The organism is Chromobacterium sp. Panama (assembly GCF_003052555.1).
GTDB lineage: Bacteria > Pseudomonadota > Gammaproteobacteria > Burkholderiales > Chromobacteriaceae > Chromobacterium.
This window is the reverse complement of record NZ_QARX01000001.1, coordinates 1,156,134-1,170,308: the sequence shown is the minus strand read 5'-3', so window position 1 is coordinate 1,170,308 and position 14,175 is coordinate 1,156,134. Positions and strand designations below refer to the sequence as shown.

The following is a 14,175-nucleotide window of genomic DNA, read 5'->3' as shown; positions in this document are numbered from 1 at the left end:
GGCGTCCGCCTCGCCCGAACGCTTGCGCGCCGCCTTGCCGCAGCTGACCCAGGCGGCGCGGGTGGACCTGGCGCTGACCCTGGCCGGCGCCAAGCCGCTGGCGCGGGTGTCCTGCGCCTACCGCGAGGCGGAGTCGGTGATCGGCGCGCTGCGGGGGCTGGGCTTGCACGCCCGGCGCTGGGAGCGGGCCTTGCGGCCGGCGGTGGCGGACGCCGACGACTACGTGGTGTCCGCCGTGGCCAGCGACGAGACGGCCGCGCCGGACGCGCGCGCCTTCGTCTTCGCCGCCCGCGACGGCGAACTGGCGGAGCTGGCCGCGCGCTTCACCGACAACGACGTCATCGCCGGCCGCCTGCTGGGCTATCCGGATTGCTGCGTGCAAGCCTATCTGGCGCATCGCGATCATCATCACGCCCGCCTGGAGCCGGCTTTCGCCGGCGACGGCGGCGCGCAGCCCTACTGGACCAACACCATGCTGGACGTGTTCGGCTGGCATCTGCTCAGCCACTTTCCCTGCCGCGCCGACTGCGCGGCCAGCCGCGCCCAGGCGATGCGGCATTGGGAGGCGCTGTGCCGGCTCGACCCCGGCTTCGGCCTGGCGACGGCGCGCCATCTGCGCAGCCTGGTGCTGCGCCATCCGCGGCTGGGGCTGGTTTACGGCCAGCCGCTGGCGGACGGCGGCTTGCGGCTGCTGGGCGGCTCCGCCGCCTTCCGCGCCGCGCTGGGCGGCGCCGAGCGGGTGAGCCGCCGGCCCGGCGGGCTGGCTGCCGGCGATTTTGCCGTGAGCGGCCTGGAAGCTTTCGACTTCACCGCGGGCAGCGACGATGTCCACCCCGTTTGACGATCTCGCCGCCAGCGCCGCCTGCCCGGGCGATCCGGACGGGCTGGCGCTGCTGGAAAGCTGCGCGGCCCGGGCCTGGCGGCAAAGCCTGAGCGTTTTCCTCGAGCGCGTCGCGCCGGCCATCGCCTTGCCCGGCGGCGCGGCGCGGGCGCTGCGCGAGCTGGCAGAAGCGGAGCCGGATTTCGAACGGCTATGGCACCCGGCGCTGGGCGCGCTGGCCCAGGCCGAGCGCCAGCCTCGCGCCGGCTTTCTGTTGGCCTGCGCCCTGGAAATCGCCTGGCACGCCCACCTGAGCGGGATCGCCGGCGAATGGCGCGCGCGCTGGAGCCCGCCGCGCACCCTGGCGCTGCCGGATCGGATCGCCGACGTCCGCGCGCTCAGCGTTGTCGCGGACGGGCGGACGCTGACGCTGAAGGCCGCCGGCGCGGACGGTTCGCGGCTGGCGCTGAGCGCCGCGGCGGCGCCATGGGGCGGGGCGGGCAGAAGCCCCGTTCTGGCCGCCTATCCGGTGCGCACCCCGGACGATCGCGAGCAGGCCGCCGGCGAGCCGGACGCGGCGGCCGGCCGGGCGCTGGCCGCCGGGCTGGCCTTGATCGAGCAGGGCGCGCCGGCCTACGGTCCCTGGGTGCGCCGCCTGGTGCGCCAGGTCCGGCCGCTGAGGCAAAGCGGCAGCCTGGTGTCCAGCTGGAGCAGCCTGCACTATCCGGGGCTGGTGTCGATGACGCTGTTCGCCTCGCCGCTGGACATGGCGGAAACCCTGGTTCACGAAGCCAGCCATCAGCACTTCCACTTGCTGGACCGGTTGTTCCCCTTGAGCGAGCGCGGGGCGGAAGAATGGCTGTATTCCCCGGTCAAGCGCTGTCGGCGTCCGGCCCTCATGCTGTTGCTGGCCTACCACGCCTTCGGCAATGTGGCGCTGTTTTTCGACGCCTTGCGGCGCAACGGCCGCTTGGCGGACGCCGACTGGCGTCATCACATGGCGGACTTGCGCGACTGGCTGCCGCGCATGGCCGCGGAACTGGAGCGGGCGCGCAGTCTGAGCCCGGCAGGGCGGCACTTCCTGGACGCCTTGCAGTTGCCATTGCGGCCGCTGCTGAAGCCGGCGGCGAGCCCGATCGAGGAGATCGCGCGATGACCCCTGAAATCGCCCGCGCTTATTCCAGCCCCTTCGAAGCCTTCGACGAGGACTGGCACGCCGGCTGGACGCGGCAGCTGCGCGGCCGGCAGTTGAACGCCTTTCTCGAGCATTGGCGGCCCTTGCTGCAGCGCCACGCGCCCGGCATCGCCCCGGCCTTGTCGGAGATGGCCGCCGCCATGCTGTCCGCGGGCGACGCCGACGCGGCCGAGACCGCGCGGCTGACCGAGCTGGCCGCGCATCCGTTTTGCAATCTGCAAGCGCTGCGAGACGAAGAGGCCCGTCAGCCGGACCTGTTGCTGTCGCGCGCCCTGCAATGCGCGCTGCACTGGACCGCGCACCGGCCCGGCCGCGAATTCCACCTGCGGCTGTCCCGGCCGCTGGCGCTGGGCTTCGCCGGCTACGCGCTGCCGGCCGCCGTCGCCTACCGCGTCAGCGGCGACGCGCAAAGGCTGGAAATCCGGCTGGACACCGCCGCGCACACGCAGCGCGGCTGCGCTTTCGAGCGCGAGGGCGAGAGCTGGCGCAGCGTGACGGGACCGGCGCGCAAACTGCCGGCCGTCGCCCTGGGAGAGGCGGGGCCGGACATCGTGCTGCGGCCCTTGCCGCGCAGCCTGCTGAACCCGGACCCGGAGGTCGTCCCGGCCGGCCCGGGCTGCGCCGCCACCTTGAACCGGGCGATGACGCTGATCGCCTGTTATTCCCCGGCCTACCACCGCTGGATCGCCCGTCTGCTGCGCGTGGTGTCCCCGCTGCGGCTGGAACCGGGCAAGTTCAACAGCGAAAGCTATTCCATGCTCAACGGCGCGCTGTACATGACCATCCATCCGGACCCCTTGCGCTGCGCCGAAACCCTGGTGCATGAGGTCAGCCACGATTATCTGCACCAGCTCGCCGCCATGGGCGCGCTGAGCGATCCCTCGCTGGGCGAAACCTTCCATTCCCCGGCGCGCGGCGCGCAGCGGCCGACGCTGGGCATCCTCAAGGCCCACCACGCCTTCGTCAACGTGCTGATTTTCTACTACCGGCTGATCATGGCCGGCGTCGCGGTGCACAGCGAGCTGGCGCGCAATGTGTCGGAGCTGGAAGACTGGCGCGCCCAGATGGAAGAATCTCTGGCCCGGGCGCGGGCGCTGACCGCGCTGGGACAGGCTTTGTGGCGGCCGCTGGCGCTGAGGGCGGACCAGTTCCGCGCCTTGGCCGGCCGCGACGCCGCGGCACATTGCGCATAGGGGGCGATCATGTTGGAAAACGTGCTGTTCTTCGAGCAACCGTACCGCCACTTCCTCTGCTTCGACACCTTCGACGAGACGGTGGCCCAACAGGCGGACGCGGTGCTCAGAGGCCCGCTGCCCTGGGAGGAGCGGGTGGGGGATTTCTTCGTTACCTACCGGCTGGATCTGCGCCGGCTCTATCAGCTGCGGCCGGACGCGCCGGCCTTTGTGCGCGAGGAGTTCCTGGACGCCTTGCGCGAGCAGATGCAAATCCTGTTCGAGGTGCCGCTGTCCGCGGACGACATTCAGGTGCTGGGGCACCGCATGGTGCCGGGCCAGCGCATCGGCGTGCATAACGACAATCCCGGCCTGGGCTACGAAGGCTACCGCGTGGTGGTGCAATTCACCCGCGACCACCGGCCGGAAGACGGCGGCTTGCTCAATATCCACGCCGGCGACGAGCCGGAGGCCGTCTACCAGAGCATCCGGCCCTATCCCAATATGGCCTTCGGCTTTGAGATGAGCGCGCATTCCTACCACTCGGTGTCGGCGCTGACGCGACAGCCGCGCGACGCGCTGATCTTCAATTTCTGGCACCAGGGGAACACCCCGGCGGTGGAGCGCCGGGTGCGGCAAACCCTGGCGCAGCTGTTTCCGGACGCGGCGCTGGCCGCATCCGATCCCGGCGAGCGCGGCCTGCACCGCGACGGCGACGTTTCGGATGCGCCCGATTGGCCGGCGCCGAGCGCGGCGCAAGCGCTGTTGGCGGAGTGGGGGCTGGGCGGCGCGGCGCAGGCGGCCGGCCTGCTGCTGACCGCCGCCCGTTCCGGCGGGCCGGAACCCGTCCGCGCGCCGGAAGTGAGCGCGGCCCTGGCGCGGCTGGGATTCGCGCCCGGCGCGCCGCTGCCGGCCAGCGAGGCCATACACGCCGCCGCCCAGGTCAACGTGGGCTTGAGCACCGATCCGGACACCCTGCGCGCCGCGCTGGTGCTGGCGGTGTGGGTGGCCAGCGCGCCCAGCCGCATGTTCACCCATGAGCATTGGCGCCGCTGCGCCGCCCAGGTTCGTCCCTGGGCGCACCGCTTGCCGATACGCGTGATGCACCTGGCCGAGACGCTGTTCCCGGAATGGCCTCAGACCGGCGCGGGGTAGGAGGGCCCGGCCGACGCGCCGAGCGCGGGCTCAGGCCTTGACGGCCGCCGTCCAAAGCGGGGCCATGGCGACGCGCACCGAGGCCAAGAGCCGCTCGCGCGGCACGCCGTCGCGCGCCTGCACCGAGATGCCGTGCAATTGCGCGGCGTAGAAATCGCCCAGAGCGTCCGCATCGGCGTCCGGCCGCAGCTGGCCGTCGGCCACGCCGCGCCGCAGCCGCTCCATCACCGATTGGGTGCGCTCTTGGCGCTGCGCGCGCAGCCATTCTTGCACGCCGTCGTTCTGTTCCGAGCAATTGGTGGCCGCCGACACCACCATGCAGCCCTGCGGCGCGTCATGCCGGGTGTAGAGCATGACCGCGTCGCGCAGCATCCGCTCGATGGCGGCGGCCACATCGCTCTCCTGGCGCAGCGCCAGATCGGCGAAGCCGCCGTCCCCGGCGGCGTAGCGCGCCACCGCCTCGCGGAACAAGCCCTCCTTGCTGCCGAAGGCCGCGTAGATCCGCGCCGAGGCGATGCCCAGCGCCGCAACCAGATCCGACATCGACGTGCCCTCGTAGCCGCGCCGCCAAAAGGCCAGCATCGCCTGTTGCAACGCCTGTTCCCGGTCAAACTCCCTAGGCCTGCCCGCCATCTTTCCGCCTCGCTCGATTGTTCTTGGGCGGAATTTTATCGCGCTCCGCCGTTGACGTGTAGCCTTGGCGTCGCCTATTATTTGTCGATCGACAAACAATTAAGGGCGACACATGAAAACACTCAAGGGACCCAGCCTGCACCTGGCTCAATTCGGCGCGGATCAAGCCCCGTTCAACAGCCTGGACGGCATCGCCGGCTGGGCGGCGCGCACCGGCTTCAAGGCCTTGCAGATTCCGGCCTGGGACAGCCGCTTCATCGATGTGGAGCGGGCCGCCGTCAGCCAGGACTATTGCGATGAAATCACCGGCACGCTGGCCGCGCACGGTTTGGAGATCAGCGAGCTGAGCACGCATATCTTCGGGCAACTGGTCGCCGTGCACCCGGCCTACGACGCGATGTGCGACAACTTCGCGCCGCCGGGCCTGCGCGGCAAGCCGGCGGAGCGCGCCGCCTGGGCGTTGGAGCGTCTGCGGATGGCGGCCCAGGCCTCGCGGCGGCTGGGCCTGAGCGAGATGGGCACGTTTTCCGGCTCCTTCGTCTGGCCGTATCTGTTCCCGTTTCCGCAACGGCCGGAAGGGCTGATTGAAACCGCCTTCGAAGAACTGGCGCGGCGCTGGCGGCCGATTCTCGACGTCTGCGACGAACACGGCGTCAATCTGTGCTACGAAATCCACCCCAGCGAAGACCTGCACGACGGCGCCAGCTTCGAACGCTTTTACGAGCTGGTGGACCGGCACGCGCGCTGCAAGATGCTGTTCGACCCCAGCCACCTGGTGTTGCAGCAACTGGATTACCTCGCCTTCCTGGACATCTATCACGAGCACATCCGCATGTTCCATGTGAAGGACGCCGAATTCCGGCCCAACGGCCGGCAAGGCATTTACGGCGGCTACAGCGGCTGGATGGAGCGCGCCGGACGCTTCCGTTCCCTGGGCGACGGCCAGGTGGACTTCAAGGCGATCTTCTCCAAGCTGGCGCAATACGACTACGCAGGCTGGGCCACGCTGGAGTGGGAGTGCTGCCTCAAGAACCAGGAGGACGGCGCGCGCGAAGGCGTCGACTTCATCAACCGCCACATCATCCACGTGACCGAGCGCGTATTCGACGACTTCGCCGGCGCCGCGGTCGATCAGCAGCAGATCCGCGCGATGCTGGGCATCGCCTGACTTCCCATTCACCTTTTCAGCGAGACTACAGATGTCGGCACTTCCCCTTATCGACACCGAACCCGATTTCATTCACGACTACGTGCGGCTGGACGGCCAGCGCGTCCATGTGGTCACCGCCGGTGCTGGCCAGCCGGTGCTGCTGATCCCCGGCTGGCCGCAAACCTGGTTCGCCTGGCGTCATGTGATGCGCGCCTTGGCCGCGCGCGGCTTCCTGGCCATCGCCGTGGATCCGCCGGGCACCGGCTTGTCCAGCCGGCCGGACAGCGGCTACGACACCGGCGCCGTCGCCGCGACATTGCGCCAGGTGATGAGCCGGCTGGGCCATGAGCGTTACCAGGTGGTGGGCCACGATGTGGGCATGTGGCTGGCTTACGCGCTGGCCAGCGACCACCCCGGCGTGGTCAGCCGGCTGGCGCTGACCGAGGCGGTGATACCCGGGCTGGCGCCGGCGCCGTCGATTTTCGCGCCGCCGGAAGAAAACATCTTCCTGTGGCATTTCATGTTCAACCAGCTGGCCGACTTGCCGGAAACGCTGATTGCCGGGCGCGAGCGCGCCTACCTGGACTTCATGTTCCAGCGCTGGTCATGGCGGCGTAACCGGGTGGCGGCGGAGGTGTATATCGACGCCTACTCCTCGCCGGGCGGCCTGCGCGGCGGCTTCGCCTATTACCGGGCCATTCCCGAAACCATCCGTCAGAACCAGCGGCGCGCGCAAAGCAAGCTGGGCATGCCGGTGCTCGCCATCGGCGCCGAACACGCCACCGGCAAGGCCCCGCTGGACACCATGCGCGGCCGGGCCGACGATTTGCGCGGCGTGGTCATCCCTGACTGCGGCCACTTCATCATGGAGGAGGCCGCCGAGGAGTTCATCGCCGAACTGCTGCCCTTCCTGGAAAGCGAGGACTGAGATGCCCTTGGATAGCAAGATCCAGCAGTGGCTGGAACAGGCGGAGGCGGGCGAGGCCGGCGCGCCCGCGGACATGGCGCGGCTGCGCGCCGACACCGACGCCGGGCTGCGCCAACAGCAGGGCCCGCTGGAAGACGTGGCGCGGGTGGAGGCGTTCCAAGTGAAGGCGCGGGACGGTTACCCGCTGCGCGTGATCGGCTATTGGCCCGAGGCCCGCGCGGCGGCGCAGCCGGCGCTGGTCTTCGCCCACGGCGGCGGCTGGTGCCTGGGCTCGGCCGAGGTCTACGACAACCCCTGCCGCGCGCTGGCCCAGGCCACCGGCTGCGTGGTCTTGTCCGTCGATTATCGGCTGGCGCCCGAGCACCGCTATCCGGTGCCGCTGCACGATGTGTACGACGCCCTGTGCTGGGCGTTTGAACACGCGCAAGCGCTCGGCCTGGACCCCAAGCGGCTGGGCGTGGCCGGAGACAGCGCCGGCGGCAACCTCGCCGCCGCGGCCTGCCTGCTGGCGCGCGATCACGGCGGCCCGTCCATCGCCCATCAACTGCTGATCTACCCGGCCTTGAACCACAAGATGGACAGCGCCTCCTACCAGGCTTACGGCGATGGCTATTATCTGACGCGCGAGCTGATGCGCTTCTGCTACGCCAGCTATCTGTCCGCGGAGGCGGAGGGGGCGTCGCCCTATGTCTCGCCGCTGCTGGCGACCCGCCTGGATGGCCTGCCGAGCGCGACCATCCTGACCGCCGAGTTCGATCCCTTGCGCAGCGAGGCGGAGGACTACGCCGCGCGGCTGAACGCGGCAGGCGTCAAGGCGACGCTGCGGCAGCTGGACGGCATGGTCCATGGCTGCATCCACATGCTGGGGCTGACGCCGGCCGCCGGCGCGCTGTTCGACATCGCCGGCGGCGAGGTGAGGGCGGCGCTGGATATGGATGGGTGACTTCGTTTTGATGTACTAGGCACCAAGGAGCACTGAGCGCTCCTTGGCGTCTATACCAGGCGGTTGATGCGGTTCAATAAGCTGTGCAAGTCTGCCGCACTTCGGAATGTCTGTTAAGACTCGCTAACAAAACCTCGCAGAAAACCTGAGCCAAGGCGCGCCGACGCAGGCAGTACTTGAGTACGACAAGGAGGCGCAACGCAGGATCAGGGGTTTTGTTAGCGGGTCTTAGAGCGGCCAACAACAATCAGTTCTACGTCTGAGGTGACGGGAGTCGAGGCACCGGGATGCTCATAAATACTGTTCTAGGCCAATCTAATCGGAAAAATCTTCTCGATACTGGTTAAGCGCTTCTTGTAATTGAGTATTCATTTTATGCTTCTTGGCTAGTTTTTTAAATTTCAGCTTTGCCATGCCGCCCATCCGTGGACCCGTGTGGTTTCTTCTGACTTTTCCAGGCAGCCTAACAAAGCTGCTCCGTGCTTACCTTGTAAGCTGCATTGAAAAGTCACAGCGATCTTGCATTTGATAAATCACTGTTTCACCGTGATAGTCTGCACGGGATTTATATACTTCTTTCCCGCACGCCAACAACTTGTATCCAGCCCCGCTAGACGGCTTGCCGCTTCTTGAAACCAAGGTGAAGTTGCCCCGATAGTTCCCGCTGCCCACAACTTCTACAAAGCGCACGGCATTCACATTAATATCAAAAGGGGGTGATACAAATTGGCTTCTTCCTTGGCCATCCGTCCGTCCCCGCAAAGAAATCGCAGGAGCTTCGCCGTTGGACTTCGGGTCATGGACCTGAAGTAAATAAGGAGTATTCTTGAGCACTCTTCCCGTTTCAGGGCTATGCAGCACAAAATAGCAACCTTTATTTATGCCTTGTTCGCCTTGTCCCACTTTATTTGCTGGCGATGAATGGCATTGATAGGTCGCTTTCATCGCGGCGCGAATCGTCTCAGGCTCAAGTGGCCTATTGACAGCACAACCCGTTGCCATTAACACAGCAGGCAATACTCCAAAATAGGTAACAATCTTAGAAATATTAATCATAGAGGAATTGCCCTTGCTAATTGCAGTGTCGAAAATTAATAAATTGAACTGCGGCCTCGCATAAAGCCAGAGACTATTTTTGGCGGTGAATGTTGACGCGGATTGACCGATGTTGTCACCCGTTACACCACTTAAATTTATTGAGCTACCGGGCGAGCTCGGATGGACTTAATCACGCTTTCATAGAGACGCTGCATTTGTGCTGCACTTAAAGATGACTCCCCGGTAACACCGGCTACGCCTTCACCAGAGGTAAGCTGTATCGAGACTTTTGGATTGAGGGGGTTATCAAAACCACCCTGTGCCTCCCACATAAAATTATGTGCAACACCCATGCCATTGTCAGAGGGGAACTCATTTAGAGATTCCTCACCTTGCATTCCATTTACCGTTCTAGCTCCCTTTCTGATTGCCTTTATCTTGCCAGGAAATCTCTCATCCAGTTTTGCTGCCTTTTGCCTTTCCAGCAAGGATGGCTCTGGCTTTGATAGTGTGAAGCTGTCTATGCTGAACCAAACATCCGGATTATTCTTCAAGGCGAAAGTGATTGAAGCCATTTCAAACTGTGGCGATTTTCCATTGTTGAGGATAAAGCCATTTTCAATGCAGAACCCTGGCTCTTTCGGAATGTCACGATCCGAGCGATAGCGTACATTTTTTAAGTAATCGGCAAATAAACTAACAGTACGATCAATTCCCTTATCACTATAGGATGTGCCCGAAGTAATAAATGCGTACCCTCTATCCCACTTGAATGTGTCTATGCTATACATAGGATCCTTAAAAGCCTCCTTGTAGCCAAGTAAGATCACTCCGCTTCCATTATTTATTTCCTTGCTAAGCTCGTAATACGGAAATGCCTTTTTTTTCAAATCTCCCATCTTCTTGTCAATTTTAGCTTTCAATGATGGATTACTTGTTTTAACCGTTTGAATGGTGTCATTCATGTACTTGCTAAGCTGTCCATCCAGTTCAGCCTCATACGGAATGTCAACCAAGTATCTGCCAAAGCAATAGGTTCTCATTTTGTCAAAAATCGTACTCTCCGCAGCATAAAGAGCAGGGCTGGTCATCAATAAGGCAAGCAATAAAGCAAGTCGACTCATAGTGGCAGTCCTTTAGTGCGCCTTGGGGGGGCGATTTTGGCAATGCGATAGACTGTAGCTTGAATTACATATCAATTCTTGTAACTCAAGCGCAATAGCCACTTTTCAACGAACCGAATAGTCTAATTCATTGCTTCTCTTAAATTTATTGGGCTGTCGGACGAACTCGGATGGAATTAATAACGCTTTCATAGAGACGCTGCATTTGTGCTGCATTTAAAGATGACTCCCCCGTAACACCAGCTATGCCTTCACCAGAGGTAAGCTGTATGGAGACTTTTGGATTGAGGGGATTGTCAAATCCCCCCTGAGCTTCCCACATAAAACTATGTGCAACACCCATGCCGTTGTCAGAGGGGAACTCATTTAGAGATTCCTCGCCCTGCATTCCGTTTACCGTTCTAGCACCCTTCTTGATTGCCTTTATCTTGCCAGGAAATTTCTCATCTAATTTCGCGGCCTTTTGCCTTTCCAGCAAGGAGGGGCCCGGCTTTGACAGCGTGAAGCTGTCTATGCTGAACCAAACATCCGAATTATTTTTCAAGGCGAAAGTGATTGAAGCCATTTCAAACTGTGGCGTTTCTCCATTATTGGCAATAAAGCCATTCTCAATGCAAAATCCCGCCTCTCTCGGAGCCTCACGCTCTGAGCGATAACGAATACTCTGCAGATAATCATCGAATCTCTCTAATATTGAATTGATTTTTCCGGGGCTATAAGGTGACTTTGAAGTGGAAAAAACCCACCCCTTATCTAACTTAAATGAGTCAATGCTGTACATCGGACTACCAAATGCCACCTGATACCCGACAAGAAGATGCGAATTCTTACTCGGCACAATTTCTTTATTGAATTCAAAGTAATCTGAACTACTACTACCCTTTTTCAGCTCGGCAAGGCGTTTTTCAATCTTCTGCTTTAACAACCCTTCGCCTCCCCGTTCTGACTTGATAGAGGCCCCTTGGTAATTATTTCCTTGTCCTTTAAATTCGGCTTCATTTGGAATGTCAACTAAGTATCGACCAAAGCAGTAGGTTCTCATTTTTTCAAACATCTTATTCTCCGCAGCATAAAGAGCAGGGCTGGTCATCAATAGGGTAAGTAATAAAGCAAGTCGATTCATCGTGACAGTCCTTTAGTATGCCTTGGGCGGAGGGGCTTGTTGAACGATTTTGGCAATGCCATAGATTGTAGCTTGAATCGCATATTGATTCTTGTAGCTCATTTGATGGTCGAACCCCGATATGCAGAATACTGCTTTGGGTGTTGGTTGCAACTGGGCCAACACTTTCCCTGAGTCTAGAGGAACTGTGCCATCCCCTCCCTGGTCACGCTCATTGCTTAATTTGAATTTAACTCTTGGCGAGTCTTCATCTTGATAAAGTGGAACGGTGCTTTTCCCGGTCATAGTCCGCTGACTATCCTTTTGATAGATTAATGGCATGACATCATTCCCTGGAATGCGACTTGAAGCCTGCCAATGAATATGGCCAAAAGTACGGAATTTCTTTTCGTCAATGCCATAGTAGCCGTAGGTCTGTGGGTGGGCATAAAGGCCGAGCATGTCGTGTAGGCCTTTCGCTTTTCTTAAAGCCTTCCTATGCTCTTCAAGCGGAGTGCTAGCTGTTGAGAGTTTATTGGCGGGATCAATCAACTCAGGATCAAGCATCCCCCACCAACACTCATCCGTGGTCTTGCTGTAAATTTCCTCATAGGGATCAGCCTGCGGCAAGCTAAAAATCACATCGCTACCGCCTTTCTTAACAACTTTCAGCCAGCCCGGTGAGTAGTGCTTGGTCGGCAACAATTCCAACGGTCCCGGCGAACATGCCAGAGTCGGCGTAATGTCCCCAGCATTCCAGCCAATGATCGCTGCCACGGCGGCGCCTTCGATATCTAAAAAGCCGCCTACCTCAGTCCCGGCGCGGAAACGGCGATAGACCACTGGCGCGCCTGCTACCGGCTGCACACCATGCACCACCCCCAATATCTTGTCAGGAGCCATCTGAGCGGCCCTACGCCCGACCAAGCCGCCCATGGAATGCGTGACCAAAATAACTTTGCCATCACAATCGAAATAGTTGGTATTTTTGTAATGCTCAATAATTTTATCAATCTTCTCGATCAGGGATTGCGCGGACTCTTCATTGCTTTGCAGCCAATTGTAACCATGCGCCCATACCGGATAGTAATAATCATCCAACCGCAACACTTCATCTTGGCTGAATCCTGGCGGGGTCAAATTCCAAGCCTTTACCGCCTCCGCTGCGGCCTTGGCGTAGTCGGGTTTCTTTTCTGAGCGAGGAGCCGTTTGCTTGCCGCCGTTGAGATGGGCGAGTAGACCGATTTCCGGCAACAGAAAATTACCGCGCTCCTCAGGATGGCCCGGATTGCTGTATTGGTCATTGAGGATGACTTCCAAGCGCTGCAAAATGAAGTGGTAACTATCGGCATGCAATGCGCCCCAGCCACGCCGCCTTGCCTCTTCGGCACTGACCCAATGCAAATTCTCCGGAACTTGGCAAGGGCCATCCGGGTTAACTTCGGTACTATTAGGGTCAAATAAAATTTGACGCTCTTCAGGTAATTGATTAGCTCCGTTAATAGCCGCTCCTATCCCGCCTAGCTTCCCGTTTGGTGGAGCCCATGCTTGAATTTGCTTCTTATCCTTTAATCGTAAATTCGTTCCCATAATCCCCGGCACAAAAATCACCGGAATCACGGTATGCGGCGGTTTTACGCATAAGGCGCATTGTTTGAAGCTATCCGGGCTTTTGACGGATTCAAAATACGGGTTGCCCTTCTTGTCGAATTGCAAGGATACGCGGCGGGTTGCGGTGCTTAATACGTCGGCCATCATCCGTTCCGTTTCAGATGCATTTTCAGTTGATCAATGACCTTGCCGGTCAGCGTAGAGGTTGCGCCGCTGCCATCCGTGCTGCCAGAGCCTTCCAGCTTGTTCTGACCATTGCGGACTTCATGCTGTATCTGGGATTGCGCCTTGCCGGAGCGGCCTGCTATGCCAAACTGTTCATTCGTTTGAATGGCGCTTTGCGGCAGGTTGAGCATTTGCGGGCTGACATTGGCCGGCCCCGTCATGGCGTGGTTGGCGGCATGCTGGGTATGCGTGGCCGATGTCTTCGTGGTGATCCCGCCCCCATACTCCGCGCCGGCATTCTGTGCGGTGATATTGACCTGAGGCCCTTCAATGCTGACCGCCTTCAAGCCCACCAGACGTAAGCGCTTGGCGGCGATAATTTCAATGTCGTCATCCTGCGCTTGGATGCGAATCGCGCCAGAGGCGGAGATGAGCTTCATGCCCAACTGCATCACGAAGATGGACAGGGACTGTCCCACGCGCATGCGCAGATGCTGGCCTATGCTCTGGTTACTGTCCTTGGCGGCAATCAAGTCGTGCGTGCTGCCCGTCGCCATCGAGATGTTCGATTCGCTGGCCAGGGCAATGCCTTCCGGTGCGCCGAGGGCCAGAATGGCTTTGTGCCCACTCTTGGCTTCCTTGGCGGTATTGCTGCCACCTTCCCATTGTTTGACGTCTTGCGCCAGTTGCTCTTGCGGTTTGGTGTCGGTTTCATCCGCATGATGAACCTCGGCCTGCTTGGCGAGAGACTTCGCAATGGACAGCGCCATCTCCAACTGGCCGATCAACTCTTGTCGGTCCAGCTGGTTGCCGCCAGCGCCTGTACGGCCATAGGCGCTGACCAGAACCCCTTGAGCGGCCCGGATCGCGCCTGACAAATCCGTTCGCAACTCAAAGCCGTTGCCGCGTGGCTCCGCTTTTCCGTCTTTGCGGGGATGCGTCAAAAAGCCCTGGTTCAATTGGGTCTTACCCGGCTCGCTCGACAGCTTGGCGCGGACTTCACCGGACGTATCATCAAACAGCAGCTCACTGTAGCCACCACCTTGATGCTCTTTGGACTTGATGCCGGAGAGGGTCTTGTTCGCCGGCAAAGCCCCTGCGCCGCTAAAGTCCGGCGAGGCGTGGCTGCCGTTATAGAG

13 protein-coding genes are annotated in these 14,175 nt (G+C 61.1%); 7 read left to right on the top strand and 6 right to left on the bottom strand.

The window, feature by feature from the left end; translation table 11 throughout:
• Positions 1 to 22: 22 nt before the first annotated feature.
• Genes DB032_RS05470 through DB032_RS05455 form a run of 4 tightly spaced genes read left to right on the top strand, consistent with a single transcriptional unit; the run spans position 23 to position 4,342 of the window.
• The gene (locus DB032_RS05470) at positions 23 to 841 is read left to right on the top strand and encodes a hypothetical protein (RefSeq protein ID WP_107798575.1); all 819 of its coding nucleotides are present in this window, start codon (positions 23 to 25) and stop codon (positions 839 to 841) included.
• Positions 825 to 1,976 carry an HEXXH motif-containing putative peptide modification protein gene (locus DB032_RS05465; protein WP_107798574.1) on the top strand — a complete coding sequence of 384 codons (1,152 nt, stop codon included), beginning with the start codon at positions 825 to 827 and terminating at the stop codon, positions 1,974 to 1,976. Before DB032_RS05470 ends, DB032_RS05465 begins: the two co-directional genes overlap by 17 nt.
• A complete protein-coding gene (locus tag DB032_RS05460) occupies positions 1,973 to 3,208 on the top strand; it encodes an HEXXH motif-containing putative peptide modification protein (RefSeq protein WP_107798573.1) in 1,236 nt (411 codons plus the stop codon). Before DB032_RS05465 ends, DB032_RS05460 begins: the two co-directional genes overlap by 4 nt.
• 9 nt (positions 3,209 to 3,217) lie before the next feature.
• Positions 3,218 to 4,342 (top strand): 2OG-Fe(II) oxygenase, encoded by a 1,125-nt coding sequence (locus DB032_RS05455; RefSeq protein WP_107798572.1) that lies wholly within the window; start codon positions 3,218 to 3,220, stop codon positions 4,340 to 4,342.
• Between the two features lie 30 nt (positions 4,343 to 4,372).
• Here the strand turns inward: DB032_RS05455 and DB032_RS05450 are convergent, their stop codons facing one another.
• On the bottom strand, positions 4,373 to 4,975 hold the full coding sequence (locus DB032_RS05450) for a TetR/AcrR family transcriptional regulator (RefSeq protein WP_107798571.1): 603 nt from the start codon (positions 4,973 to 4,975) through the stop codon (positions 4,373 to 4,375).
• Between the two features lie 112 nt (positions 4,976 to 5,087).
• On the opposite strand from DB032_RS05450, the gene DB032_RS05445 reads away from it, so the two are divergent.
• From DB032_RS05445 to DB032_RS05435, 3 genes are read left to right on the top strand one after another with little or no spacing between them, the layout of a single operon-like run.
• Positions 5,088 to 6,143 (top strand): sugar phosphate isomerase/epimerase, encoded by a 1,056-nt coding sequence (locus DB032_RS05445; protein WP_107798570.1) that lies wholly within the window; start codon positions 5,088 to 5,090, stop codon positions 6,141 to 6,143.
• 31 nt (positions 6,144 to 6,174) lie between these two features.
• Positions 6,175 to 7,053, top strand: a complete 879-nt coding sequence (locus tag DB032_RS05440) for an alpha/beta fold hydrolase (RefSeq protein ID WP_107798569.1) — start codon at positions 6,175 to 6,177, stop codon at positions 7,051 to 7,053.
• Between the two features lies 1 nt (position 7,054).
• On the top strand, positions 7,055 to 7,996 hold the full coding sequence (locus tag DB032_RS05435) for an alpha/beta hydrolase (protein WP_107798568.1): 942 nt from the start codon (positions 7,055 to 7,057) through the stop codon (positions 7,994 to 7,996).
• 483 nt (positions 7,997 to 8,479) lie between these two features.
• On the opposite strand, the gene DB032_RS23540 is transcribed toward DB032_RS05435, so the two are convergent.
• From DB032_RS23540 to DB032_RS05425, 5 genes are all read right to left on the bottom strand, one after another.
• Positions 8,480 to 9,052 carry a hypothetical protein gene (locus DB032_RS23540; RefSeq protein WP_146176582.1) on the bottom strand — a complete coding sequence of 191 codons (573 nt, stop codon included), beginning with the start codon at positions 9,050 to 9,052 and terminating at the stop codon, positions 8,480 to 8,482.
• A 137-nt stretch (positions 9,053 to 9,189) separates the two neighbouring features.
• A complete protein-coding gene (locus DB032_RS23535; protein ID WP_146176581.1) occupies positions 9,190 to 10,158 on the bottom strand; it encodes a T6SS immunity protein Tli4 family protein in 969 nt (322 codons plus the stop codon).
• A 145-nt stretch (positions 10,159 to 10,303) separates the two neighbouring features.
• Entirely contained in the window at positions 10,304 to 11,281 is a 978-nt protein-coding gene (locus DB032_RS23530; protein WP_146176580.1) for a T6SS immunity protein Tli4 family protein, read from the bottom strand.
• 12 nt (positions 11,282 to 11,293) lie between these two features.
• Positions 11,294 to 13,015, bottom strand: a complete 1,722-nt coding sequence (locus DB032_RS05430; RefSeq protein WP_199225825.1) for a triacylglycerol lipase — start codon at positions 13,013 to 13,015, stop codon at positions 11,294 to 11,296.
• The coding region (locus DB032_RS05425; protein WP_146176781.1) for a type VI secretion system Vgr family protein at positions 13,015 to 14,175 on the bottom strand (1,161 nt) is incomplete at its 5' end. The genes DB032_RS05430 and DB032_RS05425, both read right to left, overlap by 1 nt.